Source organism: Paraburkholderia sp. 32 (genome assembly GCF_050435345.1).
Classification (GTDB): Bacteria; Pseudomonadota; Gammaproteobacteria; order Burkholderiales; family Burkholderiaceae; genus Paraburkholderia; species Paraburkholderia tuberum.
In genome coordinates this window covers 874,253-893,768 of the sequence record NZ_JBNDKD010000002.1, presented here as the reverse complement: position 1 = coordinate 893,768, position 19,516 = coordinate 874,253, and the positions used below count along the sequence as shown (strand labels likewise).

The following is a 19,516-nucleotide window of genomic DNA, read 5'->3' as shown; positions in this document are numbered from 1 at the left end:
GCCCGTGAATATCGCACTTTCCGCTACACCCGAACGCCGGCTGAGATTTTCATCGCAAACGCTCGTCACGGTTGTGTTTCTTGCGCCGTCGCTGCTGCTGCTGGCCGTGTTCCTGCTTTATCCGCTCGTCTCCAGCCTGCGGCTGTCGCTGCTCGACTGGAACGGCCTCGGCAACACTGCCCGTTATATCGGGCTCGCGAACTGGGCGCGGCTCGCGCACGACATGGTGTTCTGGCAATCGCTGAAGAACAACGTGATTCTTGCTGTCGCGTCGATCGTCGTCCAGCTTCCGATCGCGCTCGCGCTCGCCGTGCTGCTGGAGAAGGCCGGTCGTGGCTCGCGCTTGCTCAAGGTGCTCTATTTCCTGCCGCTGCTGATGTCGAGCGTGGCGATCGGTGTGCTGTTCAAGCAAATCTACGATCCGAATTTCGGTCCGATCAACGTCGCGCTGCAGGCATTCGGGCTTGATGGCCTCGCGAAGGACTGGCTGGGCGATCCGCATTTTTCGCTGGCTGCGACCATCGCCGTGATCATCTGGCAGAACGCGCCTTTCTACATGATTCTGTTTCTCGCCGGCCTCTCGTCGATGCCGGCCGAGGTCAACGAGGCTGCGCTCCTCGACGGCGCATCCGAGTGGACCATTTTCTGGCGCATCAAGTTGCCGCACCTGCAAGGCACGGTGCGCACCGCTGTGCTGCTGTCCGTGCTCGGGTCGCTGCGTTACTTCGATCTCGTCTTCGTCATGACCGGTGGCGGCCCCGAAGGCTCGTCCGAGGTGATGGCCACCTACATGTATCGCACGGTGTTCAGTTCGTTCCAACTCGGCTACGGCAGCACCATCGGCTCGGCGATGTTCCTTATCGTCATCACGGTGGCGGCGGTGTCGATGTACTTCACCCGCCGTTATGCAACCGAGGTCTGAACCATGAACAAGAAACTACGCTTCCCCCGCGTGGGGGTTCCGCTGCTGGCACTGATCTGGCTGGCCGTCACGACGATTCCGTTTCTCTTCATGGTCGCATCGAGCTTCAAGAGCCAGGAAGAGACCTTCGCGACGTCAGTGTGGGCGCCGCCGAGCCACCTGTATTGGGGTAACTACGCGGCTGTGCTGCAGGGGCCGTTTTTCACTTATTTCCGTAACAGCGTGTTCACGGTGGGCGTGTCGGTGCTGCTGATCGTCATCATCAGTGCGATGGCGGCCTACGTGTTTGCGCGCTTGCGCTTCTCGCTGAACAAGACGCTGTTCGGTCTGGTGGTCGCCGGCATGATCGTGCCGCTGCATGCGACGCTCGTGCCGATCTATCTGCTCACGCGCAACCTCGGCCTTTACGACACCGCGTTCGCGCTGCTCGGCCCTTATGTGGCCCTCAGTCTGCCGGTGTCCATCTTCATCCTGACCGAGTTCATGCGCCAGATTCCGCGCGAGCTCGAAGAAGCGGCGCAGCTCGACGGCTGCAGTCCGTTCCGCATCTTCTGGCGTATTTTCTTCCCGCTTTCGGCACCGGGGCTCGCCACCGTGACGATCTTCAACGGCATTGGTCTGTGGAACGAGTTCATCTTCGCGTACATGCTCACGTCGACGGCCGAGCACCGTACGCTGCCGCTCGCGATTTGGGACTTCATGGGGCAATACGCGTCGAACATACCCTCGATGCTGGCCGTCCTCGTGCTCACGTCGCTGCCGCTGATCGTTGCCTACGCGTTCGGTCAGGAGCGCGTGATCAAGGGGATGATGGCCGGCTCGCTCAAGGGCTGATCCGCGTCGCACCTCACCTCGAATCGTGTGGGCCAACGTGGCCCGCACACCGAACTTCGCATAAACGATATGGCAAGCATCTCTCTCACTAACGTACAGAAGTCCTATACGAGCGGTAACTCGGTGATCCGCGACGCCAACCTCGAAGTCGGCAGGGACGAATTCTGCGTGTTCCTCGGGCCGTCGGGCTGCGGCAAGTCCACGCTGCTGCGCATGATCGCCGGTCTCGAATCGATCACCGACGGCGAACTGCGCATCGACGGTCAACTGATGAACAACGTCGAACCCGCGAAGCGCCAGGTCGCGATGGTGTTCCAGAACTACGCGCTCTATCCGCATATGAGCGTGTACGAGAACATGGCATTCGGCCTGCGTCAGGCGAAGGTCGATAAGGCCATCATCGACAAGAAGGTGCGCAGCGCCGCTGCCGCGCTGCAACTCGACAGCTACCTCGAACGCCGCCCTGCTGCGCTGTCCGGCGGCCAGCGCCAGCGCGTGGCGATCGGGCGCGCAATCGTGCGCGAGCCGGGCGTGTTCCTGTTCGACGAGCCGCTGTCGAATCTCGACGCCTCGCTGCGCGTGCAGACGCGTACCGAAATCGCCCGTTTGCATCGCGAGTTCAATCGCGCGAGCGCGGTGTACGTCACGCACGATCAGATCGAAGCGATGGCGCTCGCCGACAAGATCGTGCTGCTGCACGCCGGCGCGGACATGGAAAAGCACGGCAGCATCGCGCAGATCGGCGCGCCGCTCGATCTGTACCACCGGCCGAAGAGCCGCTTCGTCGCTGGCTTCATCGGTTCGCCGAAGATGAATTTCATGCCGGCCACGGTGCTCGCGGTCGACGACAAGGGCATTCAGGTCGAGCTGACCACGGGCGAGCGCGTGCGCGCCGAGGTCGACGGCCGCAGGCAGCGCGTCGGTTCGCAGGTCACGCTCGGCATCCGGCCGGAGCATCTTGCCCTGCCATCGGCGCAGGCCGGCGTGCAGACGATCCGCTGCGCCGTGCGCCTGGTCGAACGGATGGGCGAGCACAGCTACGTGCATGTGGACGGCGGCGTGCGCGAGGGCAACACGATGATCGCCAAGCTGCCCGGCGACGGTGGCGTGACGCACGACGAACGCGTCGAACTGGCGTTCGCACCGCACGCGTGCCACGTGTTCGACGACAAGGATTTCGCGCTGCCGCGTCTGCACTGATCCGCTTGCGATCGCGCTGCTTGCACGACGCGAGCAGGCGCGGTCCCATTGCATCGCGTCGCTAGACGCAACGAACGACCCGTAGTCGATCAAACACGGCGAATTCGAGTCGCGGCTGCGTTCGATCGATTAGCAGGACTGCGAAGTCTGGAAAGGCATCTGAAATAGAAGGGATGGCATCCGGGCTGAAGCAACGCCATGCCGCACGCTTGTCAGAAACAACGGATTTGTCGGCGCTTCATGCGCTTCGTACACCACGATAAAAAAAGGAGTTTTCGATGTTGCTTCGCCAAAGTGAGGTCCCGCTCTACCGCAATCCAGCCGCAGCCGTGGAAGAGCGCGTGGCCGATCTGCTCGCGCGCATGACACTCGACGAAAAGATCGCGCAGCTTCACGCCGCGTGGCTGAAGCTGTCGGCCGATGGCAATCACAAGGCGCGTAGCATCGATTTCGCGCAGAGCGCCAACCAGATCACGGTCGACGAGATCCTGCAGCATGGCCTCGGCCAGATCACGCGTCCGCTCGGCACGCATACGGTCGATCCGAAAGAAGGCGTACGCGCGCTCAACGAGCTGCAGCGCAAGATGGTCGAAGACACGCGCCTCGGCATTCCGGTGATGTCGCACGAGGAATGCCTCGTCGGGCTCATGATCAAGGACGCGACGCTGTTCCCGTCGCCGTTGAACTATGCGGCGACGTGGAATCCGCGACTGGTCGGCGAAGTGGGCACGATCATCGGCGAGCAGGCACGCTCGATCGGCTGTCATCAGGGGCTCGCGCCGGTGCTCGACGTGTCGCGCGACCCGCGGTGGGGCCGCACCGAGGAGACGCTCGGCGAAGACCCGTATCTGGTTGGCGTGCTCGCGTGTCATTACGTGAAGGGCCTGCAGGGCGAACAGCGCGATCTGCTCGCGACGCTCAAGCATTTCGTCGGTCATTCGGCGAGCGAAGGCGGCCGCAATCATGCGCCGGTGCATGTCGGTCCGCGTGAGCTCAACGACGTGTTCATGCTGCCTTTCGAAATGGCCGTGAAGCTCGCGAACGCGGGCTCGGTGATGCCCGCCTATCACGACGTCGACGGCGTACCCTGTCATGGCGATCGTGCGCTGCTGCACGACACGCTGCGAGAGAAATGGGGCTTCGACGGTCTCGTCGTCGCCGATTACGCGGGCGTCGACCTGCTGTTCAGCCATCATGCGGTGGCGCGCGACAGCGCGTCGGCCGCAGCCCTCGCGTTCAACTCCGGCCTCGACGTCGAGCTGCCGGGTCACGAGTGCGCGGTGCATCTTAAGGAAGCGCTCGAGCGCAACGAGATCAGCGAAGCGACGATCGACACCGCCGTCTCGCGCGTGCTGCGCGTGAAATTCCAGCTCGGCCTGTTCGAGAATCCGTACGTCGATCCCGAACGCGTCGACGTGAAAAGCGCGACCGCGGGCGATACCGCATATCAGGTTGCGCTCGAATCGGCGGTGCTGCTGCGCAATCAAGGCGACGTGCTGCCGCTCGACGCGCACGGCCCGGACAAGATCGCGGTGATCGGCCCGACCGCCGACGATCCGCTCGCGCTGCTCGCCGGCTACAGCTTCCCGGTGCACCTGATCAACAGCGGCGAGCAGTCCACTGCTTCGATCGCGACGCCGCTGCGTTCGCTGCGTGCGTTGCTCGGCGACGAGCGCGTAATTCACGCGCAGGGTTGCGACATCATCAAGGAGCGCCGCGCGGGCGCGCCGGTGTTTCCGGGCGACGTGTCGCTCGATCTGACCGGCGACGCGCATTGCGACGAGCTGATCAGCAAGGACACCGACGGCATCGCGGCCGCGGTCGAGGCCGCGCGGCAAGCGGGCGTCGCGCTGGTGTTCGTCGGCGATCTGGCGGGCCTGTTCCAGTCCGGCACGGTCGGCGAAGGGTCCGATACCGACAGCCTCGACCTGCCGGGTGTGCAGCAGGCGTTGCTGCAGGCGGTGGTCGATAGCGGCACGCCGACGGTCGTCGTGATGACGGGCGGCCGTCCGTACAATCTCGGCGGCCTCGAAGAGCGCATCGCCGCGCAGATCATGGCGTTCGCGCCGGGCGAGCGCGGCGCCGAGGCGCTGGCCGATCTGCTGGTGGGCCGCGCCAATTTCAGCGGCCGTCTGCCGCTGTCGGTGCCGAAGAGCGCGGGCGCCGTGCCGTACGTGTATAACCATCGTCTGAAGAGCGCGGGAACGCCGATTGCATACCATTTCGGCTGCCGCTATCCGTTCGGTTTCGGTCTCGGCTATACGCAGTTCCGTTACGTCGATCTCGCGCTCGCGCACAGCGAAGTGCCGATCGAAAACGGTACTATCGGGTTGAGCTTCACGGTCGACAACATCGGCGCGCGCGACGGCACCGAGATCGTGCAGATCTACGTGCGCGACCGGCACGCGTCGGTCGCGCGGCCGGTCCGCGAGCTGAAGGCGTTTGCGCGCGTGCCGCTCGCGGCCGGTGCGTCGGCGCGTGTGCGCGTGAAACTGCCGGTGGACATGCTGAACTTCACCGACGCGTGCGGCGAGCGTATCGTCGAGCCCGGTGACTTCGATCTGCTGGTCGGCAGCTCGAGCCGCGACATTCATCTGAGCGGCACGGTCGCCGTCGCGGGCTCCGCGACGAGAACGCTCGAATGCAACTGGCGCATGCTGAGCGAGGTCGAGATCGTGGCCTGAGCGGCGGGTCAGGGCGGCGAGCGCCGTCCTGTATGTGGTCCTACTCGTAACAAGTGGAAAATCTGATGTCGTACGCAACCTATCCAAGTCTGTCGGACAAAACCATCGTCGTGACCGGCGGCGGCGCCGGGATCGGCGCCGCGATCGTCGAGGCCTTCGCGCAGCAAGGCGCGCGCGTGTTCTTCCTCGACGTCGCCGAGCACGATTCGCTCGCGCTGCAGGAAACGCTTCGCCACGCGAAGCATCCGCCGCTGTTTCGCCGCTGCGACCTGAAAAATGTCGACGCGATCGAAAACACGTTCGCCGACATCGTCGATGCGGTGGGCCCGATCGACGTGCTCGTCAACAACGCCGGCAACGACGACCGGCACGAAATCGGCGAACTCACCGCGAGCTACTGGGACGACCGTATCGCGGTGAATCTGCGCCACCAGTTCTTCTGCGCGCAGGCCGCCGCAAACGGTATGCGTCGCGCGGGGCGCGGCGTGATCCTGAATCTGGGCTCGGTGTCGTGGCATCTCGCGCTGCCGAACCTCGCGATCTATATGACCGCCAAGGCCGGCATCGAAGGGCTCACGCGTGGTCTCGCGCGTGATCTCGGCAGCGCGGGCATCCGCGTGAATTGCATCATCCCCGGGGCGGTGAAGACGCCGCGGCAGATGCAGCTGTGGCAATCGGCTGAGAGCGAAGCGAAGGTCGTCGCGAGTCAGTGTCTGCAACTGCGCATCGAGCCCGAGCACGTCGCGCGTATGGCGCTGTTCCTCGCGTCCGACGACGCATCACGCTGCTCCGGCCGCGATTACTTCGTCGACGCAGGGTGGTACGGAGAATGAGCATGCCGGTCGCAGTGTGCGTATGGGCGGTCGGCGCCGAGCTGGCCGAAGGGCCGCTATGGCAGGCCGCCGAAAACGCGGTGTATTTCGTCGATATCAAGGGGCGCCGGATTCATCGGCTGTCCGTCGCGACCGACGAGCAGCGGACGTGGCAGGCGCCCGATCAGCCCGGTTTTCTGGCGCCGCTCGCGGACGGCACGTTCGTATGCGGGCTGCCATCCGGCTTGCATCGCTTCGATCCGGCAAGCGGCGAGTTCAGCAAGCTCGCCGAGGTCGAACCGCATCTGCCGGGCAACCGCCTCAACGACGGTTTCGTCGATGCACGGGGACGCCTGTGGTTCGGCTCGATGGACGATGCGGAAGAGGCGCCGAGCGGCACGCTGTATCGCGTGAACGAGCAAGGTGCGGCAATCGCGCAGGACGACGACTACGTGATCACGAACGGCCCGGCGATGAGCCCGGACGGCCGCACGCTGTATCACAACGACACGATGCGGCGCGTGGTTTATGCCTTCGACGTCGCCGCGGGCGGCACGCTGTCGGGCAAGCGCATCTTCGCCGCGATCTCCGGCGACGGCCATCCCGACGGCATGGCAGTCGATGCCGACGGCTTCGTGTGGATCGCGCTGTTCGGCGGCTGGCGGATCGAGCGTTACTCGCCGGCGGGCGAGCTGGTCGATCAGGTGCCGTTGCCGTGCGCGAACGTGACGAAGCTCGCGTTCGGCGGCGACGATCTGCAAACCGTCTATGTGTCCACCGCATGGAAGGGACTGACGGCGGTCGAGCGCCAGCATCAACCGCAGGCGGGCGGGCTGTTCTCGTTCCGCGCGCCGGCGGCGGGGCAGGCTCAGGCGCGCTGCACGGTGGGCTTCGAGCGCTAGACGACAAAAACACAGCGACAGGACAGACCGCAAAACGCAACCCTGACGTTGCCTGGTCGCTCCGCAAGGAGCGGCCCGCTATCATGTGCGTTCCATGACTTTCGCGCATTCGCCCCGATACCTATCATGACGTCCAGGCCGCCAGTCCCGCCCCGCATGTCCGATGTTGCCGAACGCGCGGGCGTCTCGAAGATGACCGTGTCGCGCGTGCTCGCCGGCCGCAACGTGTCGCAGGCGACTCGCGAACGCGTGCAGAAGGTCATCGACGAACTCGGCTACGTCGCCGATGCGGCGGCAGGCGCGCTGTCGTCGGGACGCTCGGCGTTCGTCGCGGTGCTGGTGCCGTCGCTGTCCAGCTCGAACTTCTCCGACACCGTGCGCGGACTGAATGCCGCGCTGGGCCCGCACGGTCTGCAACTGCTGCTCGGCGACACGGACTACCGTCTGGAACAGGAAGAACTGCTGGTGCGCTCGATGCTGCGTCACCAGCCGCGCTGCGTCGCGTTGACGGGCGGCCGGCACACCGAGGCGACGCGCATGCTGTTGCAGCGCGCCGGCATTCCGGTCGTCGAAATGTGGGATCTGCCCAGCGATCCAATCGATACGGTCGTCGGCTTTTCGAACTCGGCGGCGGCGCGCGCGATGGTCCGGCATCTGCACGAGCGCGGTTATCGGCGGATCGGCTTCATCGCGGGTGCCAGCGAGCGCGACCGGCGCGGGCACGACCGGATGCGCGGCTACGTCGCCGAAATCAAGGCGCTCGGCCTCGGCGAGCCGCGCGTGATCCGGCTCGGCGACTCGCCGATCACGATGAGCCACGGCGCACCGGCGATCGGCGCATTGCTCGACGCGTGGCCCGATACCGAGGCCGTGATGTGCGTGAGCGACATGTCGGCGTTCGGCGCGATCATGGAGTGTCACCGGCGCGGGCTGTCGGTGCCGGGCGACATCGCGGTCGCCGGGTTCGGCAACTTCGAGGTGTCGTGGTGCTGTCAGCCGAGCATCACGACGGTGTCGGTCGACGCGTACGGCATCGGCCTGCGCGCTGGCGAAACGCTGCTCGCGGGGCTCGCCGATCGCGAAGCGGGCGAGGTGCAGCGCAGGAAAGCGGTGAAGATCGATTTCACGGTGATTGCACGCGATAGCGCGTAGATGGCGCACTAGCACTCCCCTTAATTAAACAGATCAGGGATATCCCTCGGTTGTCCGGCTGGTAAGCCGGGCGTAACATCCACAGCTAGAAATGTTACCGGTAACTCAACTGGCGGTGCCAAATCGCACGAACCGCGAGGCAACGGCATTTCCGACCAAAAATACGCTGATGGAGATACGAATGACCGCTGTACCGCCCGCCATCGTCGCGCCCGCCGCGCGCGTCGACGAGTTCGAGGAAAGGACCTATCGCAAGGTCGTGCGCCGGCTGCTGCCGGTACTGTTGCTGTGCTATGTGGTTGCGTATCTGGATCGCGTGAACGTCGGCTTCGCGAAGCTGCAGATGCTCGACGATCTCGGCCTGTCCGACACGATGTACGCGATCGGCGCGAGCGTGTTCTTCTGGGGCTATTTCATCTTCGAAGTGCCCAGCAACGTGTTCCTGCATCGCTACGGCGCGCGCTTCTGGATCGCGCGGATCATGTTCACGTGGGGGCTCGTGTCGATGGCGCTCGCGTTCGTCGCGCCGCTCGCGCGCGTCGCGCACGTCGAAACCGCGACGATGTTCTACATCCTGCGCTTTCTGCTCGGGCTCTGCGAGGCCGGCTTCTTCCCCGGCGTGATTCTGTACCTGAACTTCTGGTTTCCGTCGCAGCGCCAAAGTCGCGTGATGTCAGGCTTTCTGATCGCAATGCCGGTCAGCCTGATGCTCGGCGGCATCGTGTCGGGCTGGCTGATGGACCATACGGCCGGCCTGCTCGGCTATCAGGGCTGGCAATGGATGCTGCTGATCGAAGGCGTGCCGTCGCTGCTGACCGCGTTCGTGGTGTACTTCTCGCTCGACGACGGCATTGACCGCGCGCGCTGGCTCACGCCGCAGGAGAAAAGCCTGCTCGCGGCGAATCTGCAGCGCGAAAGCGCGCACAAGACAGCGCGCTTCGGCTCGGCGGTGCGCGATCCGCGCGTCTGGCTGCTGGTCGCGATTTTGCTCACGTTCAATACCGGCTTCTACGGCCTCGCGTTCTGGCTGCCGTCGATCATCAAGGCGACCGGCGTGCAGGATCCGTTGCATATCGGCCTGCTGACCGCGATCCCGTACGGCGTGGCCATCATTGCGACGCTCGCGAACGCCGCGCATTCGAAGAAAACCGGCGAGCGGCGCTTGCATGCGGCGATTCCCGCGCTGATCGGCGGAATCGGTCTGATCATGAGCGCGGCTTTGGCGCATCATGTGGTGTGGGCGATCACGTTTCTGACGATCGCCACCGCCGGCATCCTTGCGCTGATGCCGATTTACTGGACGTTCCCGGGACAGCTGCTGTCGGGCGCCGCCGCGGCGGCCGGCATCGCGATGATCAACGCGATCGGCAATCTGTCCGGCTTTACCGGTTCGATGATCACCGCCGTGGCGAAAGATTTGACCGGCGACATCAACAACGGCACTTACGCACTCGGTGCGTGTCTGCTGGTCAGTTGCGTGCTGATCCTGCTCGTGCCGCGCACGATGCTGACGCGGGCCGCCTCGAATGAAGGCAGCGGCCCCGGCCGCGAGACAGCGCGGGCACAGAAACACGCAGAGCACGCATAAGAAACCCTCACCCAGACAGAGAGACAAGCATCATGTCAGCATCCACCCCGCGCCGGCTGCGCAGCCAGGAATGGTTCGACGATCCCTCGCACGCGGATATGACGGCACTGTACGTCGAGCGTTTCATGAACTACGGTCTGACGCGCGAAGAGCTGCAGTCGGGCCGGCCGATCATCGGCATCGCGCAGACCGGCAGCGATCTCGCGCCGTGCAACCGGCATCACATCGAGCTCGCGGCGCGCACGAAGGCCGGTATTCGCGACGCGGGGGGCATTCCGATGGAGTTTCCGGTGCATCCGCTCGCCGAGCAGAGCCGCCGGCCGACCGCCGCGCTCGATCGCAATCTCGCGTATCTGGGCCTCGTCGAAATCCTGCACGGCTTCCCGCTCGACGGCGTCGTGCTGACCACCGGCTGCGACAAGACCACGCCCGCGTGCCTGATGGCGGCGGCCACCGTCGATATGCCGGCGATCGTGCTGTCAGGCGGTCCCATGCTCGACGGCTGGCACGACGGCAAGCGCGTCGGGTCGGGCACCGTGATCTGGCATGCACGCAATCTGCTGGCGGCCGGCGAGATCGACTACGAAGGCTTCATGGAGCTGACTACCGCGTCGTCGCCGTCGATCGGTCACTGCAACACGATGGGCACCGCGCTGTCGATGAACAGCCTCGCCGAAGCGCTCGGCATGTCGCTGCCCGGCTGCGCGAGCATTCCGGCCGCTTACCGCGAGCGCGGCCAGATGGCCTACGCGACCGGCAAGCGCATCGTCGACCTCGTGCGCGAGGACCTGCGGCCGTCGAAGATCATGACGAAAAAAGCGTTCGAAAACGCGATCGTCGTCGCATCGGCGCTCGGCGCGTCGACCAACTGCCCGCCGCATCTGATCGCGATTGCGCGGCACATGGGCGTCGAGCTGAGTCTCGAAGACTGGCAGCGCGTCGGCGAGCAGGTGCCGCTTATCGTCAACTGCATGCCCGCCGGCGAATATCTCGGCGAGAGCTTCCATCGCGCGGGTGGCGTACCGGCCGTGATGCGCGAGCTCGCGAAAGGCGGCCTCGTGCACGAGGATTGCCTGACCGTGTCGGGCCGCACGATGGGCGAAATCGCGGCCGCCGCACCCGCGCCGGATCGCGAGGTCATCAAGACGACCGACGATCCGCTGAAGCACGGCGCGGGCTTCATGGTGCTGTCCGGCAACTTCTTCGACAGCGCGATCATGAAGATGTCGGTGGTCGGCGATGCGTTCCGCAAGACCTACCTGAGCGAGCCAGGCGCAGAAAACAGCTTCGAAGCGCGCGCCATCGTGTTCGACGGCCCCGAGGATTATCACGCGCGCATCAACGACCCGTCGCTTGAAATCGACGAGCATTGCATCCTCGTGATTCGCGGCACGGGTACGGTCGGCTATCCGGGCAGCGCCGAGGTCGTCAACATGGCGCCGCCGGCGGCGCTCGTGCGCCAGGGCATCACGTCGCTGCCGACGCTCGGCGACGGCCGTCAGAGCGGCACGTCGGCGAGCCCGTCGATTCTGAACATGTCGCCGGAAGCGGCGGTGGGCGGCGGCCTTGCGCTGTTGCGCACGAACGACCGCATCCGCGTCGATCTGAACTCGCGTAGCGTCAAAGTGCTGGTCGACGAAGCAGAACTCGCGCGACGTCGCGAAACCGTGCACTTCGAGATTCCGCCCGCGCAAACGCCGTGGCAGGAGCTGTATCGCAAGACGGTCGGCCAGCTTTCGACCGGCGGCTGCCTCGAACCGGCGACGCTGTATCTGAAGGTGATTGCCGAGCGCGGCAACCCACGGCATTCGCATTGACCCGCGGGTGACAAGGCCGGGCTTCGCACGCAACGCGACGCCCGGCCTTGCCCGTTTTCCCACTTATCCGAAAGAGCTCATCCCATGTCCGCAATTTCCCCCTCCAGCTTTCTTCCCGGCGATCTGAACGACGCACTGCTGATCGGCCGCGTGTGGCGCAAGACCGAGCAGCATGAAGGACCGTGCGTGGTCGTCGTGCGCGGCGGCGAGGTGTTCGACATCACCGCGGTCGTGCCGACTACCGCCGACCTGTTCGAGCGCGACGATGCCGCGCAATTTGCGCGCCGCGCGCCGGGCGTGCCGCTCGGGCCGGTCGCGCAGCTGATCGAGGCGAACCTGCCGGGCGCGAGCGCGCCGGCCGTGCGGGTGCTCGCGCCGTGCGACGTGCAGGCGATCAAGGCCTGCGGCGTCACGTTCGCGGTGAGCCTGATCGAGCGCGTGATCGAGGAGCAGGCCGGCGGCGATCCGGCGAAGGCGAAGGAAGTGCGCGAGACGATCGCGTCGACGATCGGCACCGATCTGTCGAAGATCAAGCCGGGATCGGAAGCGGCGATGAAGCTGAAGGCCGAGCTCGAGCGTCGCGATGCGTGGTCGCAATATATGGAAGTCGGCATCGGTCCGGACGCCGAAGTATTTTCGAAATCGCAGCCGATGTCGGCAGTCGGCTTCGGCGCGGACGTCGGTCTGCTCGCCGCGTCGGTGTGGAACAACCCCGAGCCGGAGATCGTGCTCGCGGTGAATAGCCGCGGCGGCATCGTCGGCGCGACGCTCGGCAACGACGTGAACCTGCGCGACATCGAAGGCCGCTCGGCGCTGTTGCTCGGCAAGTGCAAGGACAACAACGGCTCGTGCGCGATCGGTCCGTTCGTGCGTCTGTTCGACGACACCTTCTCGCTCGACTCGGTGCGCGCCGCAAGCGTGTCGCTGCGCGTCGAAGGCGCCGACGACGACTTCGTGCTCGACGGCGTGAGCCACATGAGCGAGATCAGCCGCGACCCGGCCGACCTCGTCGCGCAGACCTGCGGCCGCCACCACCAGTACCCGGACGGCTTCATGCTGTTCCTCGGCACGATGTTCTCGCCGATCAAGGACCGCGACGCGCCCGGCGGCGGCTTCACCCACCACCTCGGCGATCGCGTGACGATTTCGACGCCGCAGCTCGGCGCGCTGACCAACACGGTGCGCCTGTCCACCGAAATCGAGCCGTGGACGTTCGGCGTGCGCGCGCTGTATGGCAATCTCGCGGCCCGTGGCCTGCTTGTTGCTGAATAACCGGATTGTCGCTGCAATTTTCGAAAGGAGGATCAGGACATGAGTCAGTTCGCAAACTACATCGACGGACAGTGGGTCGACGGCGCGAGCGTGTCGCGCAACGTCAATCCGTCGAATCTCGACGACGTGATCGGCGAATTCGCGCAAGCCGACGCCGAGCAGACGCATCGCGCGATCAGCGCCGCGCGCAAGGCCTTCGCGCAGTGGTCGTTGTCCACGCCGCAGCAGCGCTTCGACGTGCTCGACCAGGCGGGCAGCGCGATCCTCGCGCGCAAGGCGGAGCTCGGCAAGGTGCTCGCGCGTGAAGAGGGCAAGACGCTGCCCGAGGCGATCGGCGAAGTGGGCCGCGCCGGGCAGATCTTCAAGTTCTTCGCGGGCGAAGCGCTGCGCGTCGGCGGCGAAGTGATGCCGTCGGTGCGGCCGGGCATGACGGTCGAAATGACGCGTGAGCCGGTCGGCGTGGTCGGCCTGATTACGCCGTGGAATTTTCCGATTGCGATTCCGGCGTGGAAGATCGCGCCGGCGCTTGCCTACGGCAACACGGTCGTGATCAAGCCGGCCGATCTGGTGCCGGGCAGCACGTGGGAGCTGGTCAAGATCATCGCCGAGGCGGGCGCGCCGGCGGGGGTGATCAACCTCGTGATGGGGCGCGGTTCGGTGGTTGGCGAGGCGCTCGTGTCGTCGCCGGATGTCGATGCGATCAGCTTCACCGGTTCCGTTTCGACGGGCCGCGCGATCGGCGCGAAGTGCTTCGATTCGGGCAAGAAATTCCAGCTGGAAATGGGCGGCAAGAACCCGATGGTCGTGCTCGACGACGCCGATCTCAATGTCGCGATCGAAGCCTGCATCAACGGCGCGTTCTACTCGACGGGCCAGCGTTGCACGGCGTCGAGCCGGCTGATCGTGACCGCGGGGATCTATGACCGCTTCATCGACGGCATGAAGGCGCGCATGCGCGCGCTGAAGGTCGGCGATGCGCTCGCGGACGGCACGCACATCGGCCCGGTCGTCGACGACAAGCAGTTGGCACAGGACGAGCGCTATCTGGCGATCGCGCGCGACGAGGGCGGCACGGTGTTCGGCGGCGAGCGCGTCGAAGGCTCGACGCGCGGCTATTTCCTCGCGCCGGCGCTGGTCACGGAGACGACCCCGGCTATGCGCATCAACCGTGAAGAGGTATTCGGGCCGGTGGCGTCGGTCATCAAGGTCAAGGACTACCAGGAAGCGCTCGCGGTTGCCAACGGCACCGAGTTCGGGTTGTCGGCCGGCATCTGCACGACATCGCTGAAGTACGCGAGTCATTTCCGCCGCCATGTGCAGGCCGGCATGGTGATGGTCAACACCGCGACGGCGGGGGTCGATTATCACGTGCCGTTTGGCGGGCGGAAGGGGTCGAGCTACGGTCCGCGCGAGCAGGGTGCCTACGCCCGCGAGTTCTATACGTCGGTGAAGACCGCGTATATCAACCCGGGCGCGGTCTGACGCAGAACTAACAGAGCTCCCCAAAACGGAACTGGCCCGGCATCGCATTCAATCGCGATGGCGGGCCAGTAGGGGAAGCTGCGAGAGCGCTAAGCCGAGCGCTCCGGCAGGTACAGCTACATCAACAGCAACTTGCCAACCTGCAACGCCTTACTGCGCTGCGTGACCTTGCTGCGACGAACCGCTGGTCACGCCGCCGACCGCGGCGTTTTGTGCCGCGACGCGGGCTTCGGCAGCCTGAATGTTCGACGGATATTCGTTCGGGTTCGAACGTGCCGGGTTGTAGCCGGCCTTTTCGATCTGAGCCAGCTCTTCACGGACTTGCGCGCGGGTCAGCGGCTGGTTCGATTGAGCGAAAACGGCAACCGGAGCAGCGAGGGTAGCGGCGATAACGACAGCTTGAACGAGCGATTTCATTTTTACTACCTCCAGATTTTGTCTTGTTAGGCTGCGAAACCATTTGTTTGCAGCAGTGATGACAGTCTAGGGGGAGCGGAAACTAGGGTAAATACCTAATTTCTGAACTCACTGTTTCCGAAACCAAAACAATAATGAGACGGCAAGGCCGTCGAGCGTCGATTTGCGAAGCGATCCGCGACAGCTGGCGCGCATGGGTCAGCCGGCTGATAGGGCCTGGATGAGCAGCAAGCCCGCGCCGGCGACGGCTATGGCGCCGCTCGCCCGGGCGACGAGTGCGCCGTCCGGCGCAAGTCGCTCGGCCGTAATGGCGGCCGTCACGGCGGCCATCAAGCGCAAATCCGTCATGCCGACGACCAGCAGAATTGCCGTGAGACCCCCGCAGCAACCGGCGCAATCGATGCCGATGCGCAGACCGTATCTCCACGCGCTCGGCGCATCGGCGGGAAGGCTGGGTGTCGTGCGGCTGCAGGCGAGGCGGCGGGCTTTCCATGTGCTGAACTGCAACGCGCCCGCGAGCAATACGACCACGCTGACCGCCAGCGGCATCGAACGCGCGAGCGCTGGCCACCGCAACTCGAGCGCCGCGAGCGACGCGCCCAGTGCGAACACGGCCACGCCGAGCACCGTCCATACGACCGCATACGCGCCACTCACGAGCATCGTCAGCAGGGCCAGTCGCTGCGCACTTGCGCGCGAGCCGATCGCGTCGCGATAGCGCAGCAGCGTCGGCATCAACGACGGCAGCATCATCGCCGCCATCATCACGATCCACATGCCGATGAACGATGCCGCGGCGCGGGCCCACGTGCGCCCGCAGGTCGGCATCCACAGCGTCGACATCGACCAGCCGCCGGGCATCGGCAACGCGCCCATCGCGGACATCGACGCGCCGTGGGCCAATGTCGCCGCGACGCTCGCGCCGAACACCAGTGCGCAGACGCCGACGAACACGCGCTGCGATGAGCGCGCCGCGTGCCGTGTGGCAAGGCGCTGCCCGCTCAAGCAGACAGCGCGCACGAGCGGGCTCATGACCGCTCGTACTCGTCGTGACGGCGCCACCAGATGCCCGTCTCGTTGCGCCCCTTCGGCGCGCGATCGAGCCACTGGTACATGCCCCACAGCGCATCGACACCGCGCGCGTAAGTCGAGTACGTGTGATAGACGACGCCGTCTTCGAGCACGAACGCGCTCATGCCTGGCCGGTCGCGCGAATAGGTGGCCGCGTCGGTGCCGCAGGTCGCCGCGAACTGCGCGACCGGTTCGGGCGCGGGACTCACGTCCATCGCGTGACTGTTGCGCGCGTAGTTGTACTCGATATCGCCATCGCGCTGCTGTGTCTCGGTGAACGAGACGTTGAAGTCGAAATTGAAATCGCCGCCGGCCGACGACGCCCATGGAAACGTCCAGCCCATGCGCTGCTTGTACGTCTGCAGCTTGTCGAGCGGCGCGCGCGACACCGCCGTCAGCATCACGTCGTGATGCGCGAGATGCACGGCGAAGCCGGCGAAGCCGTCCGCGATCGACGAGCATGACGGGCAGCCCGCCTTGTAGTCGGGGCCGAACATGAAGTGGTAGACGAGCAGCTGCGAACGTCCTTTGAACAGATCGGCGAGCGACGCGCTGCCTTGGTCGGTATCGAAGCGGTAGGCCTTGTCGACCCTGACCCACGGCAGCGCCTGGCGTTGCCGCGCGAGCTCGTCGCCTTGTCGCGTGTGGGCTTTTTCCGCGTCGAGCAGCGCGCGTCGCGCGGCGAGCCACTGTTCGCGTGTTCCGATCGGATGCGTAGTCATCGTGGGTACCTCCGTGAGTCGTGCCGCGCCGCGCGAACCCTTGCCCGACGGCGTCGGTGACGGTTGATGGTCGTGCTAGATTAGGGCCGGGCATCGATCGGGTGGGAGTGACAAGTGTGGCGGGATTCACTTGATGCATTGACGTGCTACGCGCGGACTCGCACGCCGTGGACGCGCTGATTTCGGCGGCGGCGCGCGCGCTCGCGGCCGGCGATCCACTTGGCGCGCTCGACCACGTCGCGTTACGCGACGACGCGCCGGCGCTCGCGCTGCGCGGCATCGCGATGGCGCAGCTCGGCGATTTCGGCCGCGCAAAGGCGCTGGTGCGCGACGCCGCGCGCGCGTTCGGCGCGCAGCATGCGGTGGCGCGCGCGAGATGCGTGGTCGCCGAAGCGGAGATCGCGCTGGCGTCGCGCGATCTCGCGTGGCCCGCCAAAACACTCGACGCCGCGACCGCCACGCTCGACGCGTACGGCGATCGCGTCAATGCCGCGCATGCGCGGTATCTCGCGGCGCGGCGTCTGCTGCTGATCGGCCGTCTCGACGAAGCGGAGCGCAAGCTTGCCGCGCTCGATCCCCGGCCGTTTCCGCCCGCACTGCGTGCCGCGCATGAACTGGTGGTCGCGGGAGTCGCGCTGCGGCGTTTGCGCAGCAGCGCCGCCCGTGCCGCGCTGGCGCGGGCCGGACGCGCGGCACGCGAGGCCGGCATTCCGGCGTTGATCGCGGAAGTCGAAAGCGCGTCGGTGGCACTGGGCAAACCGGCCGCGCGCATGATCGCGCATGGCGAAGAAGAACCGATCCTGCTCGATGAAGTCGAGAAGCTGTTGACCTCGAATCGCGCTGGCGGCGCGTTGATCGTCGACGCTTGCCGCTACGCGATCCGCGATGCGAACGCGGCGGTTGCGCTCGCGAGCCGACCGGTGCTGTTTGCGCTCGCCCGCATGCTCGGCGAGGCATGGCCCGACGACGTGCCGCGCGACGCGCTCGTCGCACGGGCGTTCCGCGCCAAACGCGCCGACGAATCGCATCGCGCGCGGCTGCGCGTCGAGATCGGCCGGCTGCGCACGGCGCTCGGCACGCTCGCGAGCGTCAGCGCGACGACGCGCGGCTTCGCGCTCGCGCCGCGTCACGCTCGCGAGGTCGTCGTGCTGGCGCCGCCGGTCGAAGGCGAGCATGCGGCGCTGCTCGCGTTTCTGTCGGATGGCCAAGCGTGGTCGAGTTCCGCGCTTGCCCTCGTGCTCGGCGCGAGTCAGCGCACCGTGCAGCGCTCACTCGACTCGCTCGCCGCGGCCGGCAAGGTGCAGCCAGTGGGCGAGGGGCGCGCGCGCCGCTGGATGACGCCGCCCCTGGCCGGATTCGCGACGGCTTTGTTACTCCCTTCCCCGTTCCCTTCATGATTAGGATGGCCACCATGAACCGCTCTGCCGCCAGAATCGTCCGTGAATATGGGCCCTTTACGGGCGTCGATAAAGTGCATGGCGTCACCTACGACGGCCGACAGGTGTGGATCGCGACCGGCGAACGGCTCGACGCGTTCGATCCGGCGAGCGGCGAGACGCTGCGCTCGATCGCGGTGCCCGCCGACGCGGGCACGGCGTTCGACGGCGAACACCTGTTCCAGATCGCGCACGGCCGCATCCAGAAGATCGACCCGCGGAGCGGCCGCGTGCTGTCGACGATCGCGGCGCCCGGCGACGGCGGCCAGTCGGGGCTGACATGGGCCGAAGGTTCGCTATGGGTCGGTCAGTATCCCGAACGAAAAATCTATCAGGTCGATCCGGACACTGGCGCGGTGCTGCGCACGATCGAATCGAATCGCTTCGTGACCGGGATCACGTGGGTCGACGGCGAGCTATGGCATGGCACGTGGGAAGGTGACGAGAGCGAGCTGCGGCATCTCGATCCGCGTAGCGGCGAGGTGCTCGAGCGCGTCGAGATGCCGGCCGGCGCGGGCATTTCCGGACTCGAATCGAACGGCGCGGATCTGTTCTTCTGCGGAGGCGGCGGCAGCGGGCTCGTTCGCGCCGTGCAGCGTCCCGTGCGAGAGAGCGACTCGCAATTGCCGGTCGATTCGACGAGCGAGTGATTCGTCATGCAAGCAGCGCGTCCTCGTTATCCGGCGCTGGTATTTGGCTTACTTGTACTCGCCGATAACGTAAGTCATCGTTGGTAAACGAAGTATTCCATTGCGTTACTCTTATCGCGAGACTACTCCCCATACGCGGGCCGCCTGCAGCGACTTCTAGCAGGCCGTGGCAAAGCACTCAGCCACCGCCGGATAGCGGTCCCGTCATCTCGCCTCTTCGGCCTCGCCCACCAGTGCTCGCATCAGACCCACCGACGCGGCGCATGCGCCACCACCCGGTACTCGAAAGTCCAAACCGCAACACACTCGGATGCTGCACTGCACACGCGAAGTATTCCGAGTGTTTTTCAATAGTAGCGGGGAATTGAGAGCATTTTCGCTGCATCCGCAACAACTACGACGGTTGATTCTCAACTTTATTTTCGTCTTCGTTGCTTGCCCGTGCATTGCGGCTTTTCGAGAAGATGTGATCAGAACCAAGCCAGGTTCTCACTCCAATCCTTAACGCGTGCAGACATACCGTTTACACAATCCCTTCATATTATTCGTTGGTTT

The 19,516-nt window shown here is 65.5% G+C and carries 16 protein-coding genes; 13 read left to right on the top strand and 3 right to left on the bottom strand.

Features of this window, described 5'->3' with window-relative positions; genetic code table 11:
* The first annotated feature begins 4 nt into the window (after positions 1-4).
* The 11 genes from OKW26_RS19430 to OKW26_RS19380 all read left to right on the top strand — a co-directional run bounded on the left by OKW26_RS19430 (position 5) and on the right by OKW26_RS19380 (position 14,665).
* Positions 5-922, top strand: a complete 918-nt coding sequence (locus tag OKW26_RS19430) for a carbohydrate ABC transporter permease (protein WP_244144714.1) — start codon at positions 5-7, stop codon at positions 920-922.
* Between the two features lie 3 nt (positions 923-925).
* Positions 926-1,756, top strand: a complete 831-nt coding sequence (locus OKW26_RS19425; RefSeq protein WP_187626868.1) for a carbohydrate ABC transporter permease — start codon at positions 926-928, stop codon at positions 1,754-1,756.
* A 69-nt stretch (positions 1,757-1,825) separates the two neighbouring features.
* Complete coding sequence (locus OKW26_RS19420) at positions 1,826-2,956, top strand: ABC transporter ATP-binding protein (RefSeq protein ID WP_429354815.1); 1,131 nt, start codon at positions 1,826-1,828, stop codon at positions 2,954-2,956.
* Between the two features lie 278 nt (positions 2,957-3,234).
* Positions 3,235-5,640: a glycoside hydrolase family 3 N-terminal domain-containing protein gene (locus OKW26_RS19415; RefSeq protein WP_429354814.1), complete on the top strand. Its 2,406-nt coding sequence runs from the start codon at positions 3,235-3,237 to the stop codon at positions 5,638-5,640.
* 65 nt (positions 5,641-5,705) lie between these two features.
* Positions 5,706-6,473 (top strand): SDR family NAD(P)-dependent oxidoreductase, encoded by a 768-nt coding sequence (locus OKW26_RS19410; protein ID WP_429354813.1) that lies wholly within the window; start codon positions 5,706-5,708, stop codon positions 6,471-6,473.
* Positions 6,470-7,354, top strand: a complete 885-nt coding sequence (locus OKW26_RS19405; protein WP_429354812.1) for an SMP-30/gluconolactonase/LRE family protein — start codon at positions 6,470-6,472, stop codon at positions 7,352-7,354. Before OKW26_RS19410 ends, OKW26_RS19405 begins: the two co-directional genes overlap by 4 nt.
* Before the next feature lie 156 nt (positions 7,355-7,510).
* Positions 7,511-8,506, top strand: a complete 996-nt coding sequence (locus OKW26_RS19400; protein ID WP_429354811.1) for a LacI family DNA-binding transcriptional regulator — start codon at positions 7,511-7,513, stop codon at positions 8,504-8,506.
* Between the two features lie 181 nt (positions 8,507-8,687).
* Complete coding sequence (locus OKW26_RS19395; protein ID WP_184059190.1) at positions 8,688-10,094, top strand: MFS transporter; 1,407 nt, start codon at positions 8,688-8,690, stop codon at positions 10,092-10,094.
* 32 nt (positions 10,095-10,126) lie between these two features.
* A complete protein-coding gene (locus OKW26_RS19390) occupies positions 10,127-11,911 on the top strand; it encodes an IlvD/Edd family dehydratase (RefSeq protein ID WP_429354810.1) in 1,785 nt (594 codons plus the stop codon).
* Positions 11,912-11,995: 84 nt separating this feature from the next.
* On the top strand, positions 11,996-13,183 hold the full coding sequence (locus OKW26_RS19385) for a fumarylacetoacetate hydrolase family protein (protein ID WP_429354809.1): 1,188 nt from the start codon (positions 11,996-11,998) through the stop codon (positions 13,181-13,183).
* 39 nt (positions 13,184-13,222) lie between these two features.
* The gene (locus OKW26_RS19380) at positions 13,223-14,665 is read left to right on the top strand and encodes an aldehyde dehydrogenase family protein (protein WP_090810605.1); all 1,443 of its coding nucleotides are present in this window, start codon (positions 13,223-13,225) and stop codon (positions 14,663-14,665) included.
* Positions 14,666-14,815: 150 nt separating this feature from the next.
* Here OKW26_RS19380 and OKW26_RS19375 read toward each other — a convergent pair whose 3' ends face one another.
* From OKW26_RS19375 to OKW26_RS19365, 3 genes are all read right to left on the bottom strand, one after another.
* Entirely contained in the window at positions 14,816-15,082 is a 267-nt protein-coding gene (locus OKW26_RS19375) for a DUF4148 domain-containing protein (RefSeq protein ID WP_090810603.1), read from the bottom strand.
* Positions 15,083-15,280: 198 nt separating this feature from the next.
* Positions 15,281-16,114 carry a DUF2182 domain-containing protein gene (locus tag OKW26_RS19370; protein WP_429354808.1) on the bottom strand — a complete coding sequence of 278 codons (834 nt, stop codon included), beginning with the start codon at positions 16,112-16,114 and terminating at the stop codon, positions 15,281-15,283.
* The gene (locus OKW26_RS19365) at positions 16,111-16,875 is read right to left on the bottom strand and encodes a DUF899 domain-containing protein (protein ID WP_429354807.1); all 765 of its coding nucleotides are present in this window, start codon (positions 16,873-16,875) and stop codon (positions 16,111-16,113) included. The genes OKW26_RS19370 and OKW26_RS19365 overlap by 4 nt, the downstream gene beginning before the upstream one ends.
* Positions 16,876-17,042: 167 nt before the next feature.
* On the opposite strand from OKW26_RS19365, the gene OKW26_RS19360 reads away from it, so the two are divergent.
* On the top strand, positions 17,043-18,272 hold the full coding sequence (locus OKW26_RS19360; protein WP_184059181.1) for a helix-turn-helix domain-containing protein: 1,230 nt from the start codon (positions 17,043-17,045) through the stop codon (positions 18,270-18,272).
* A 14-nt stretch (positions 18,273-18,286) separates the two neighbouring features.
* A complete protein-coding gene (locus OKW26_RS19355; protein WP_429354806.1) occupies positions 18,287-18,961 on the top strand; it encodes a glutamine cyclotransferase in 675 nt (224 codons plus the stop codon).
* Positions 18,962-19,516 lie beyond the last annotated feature (555 nt).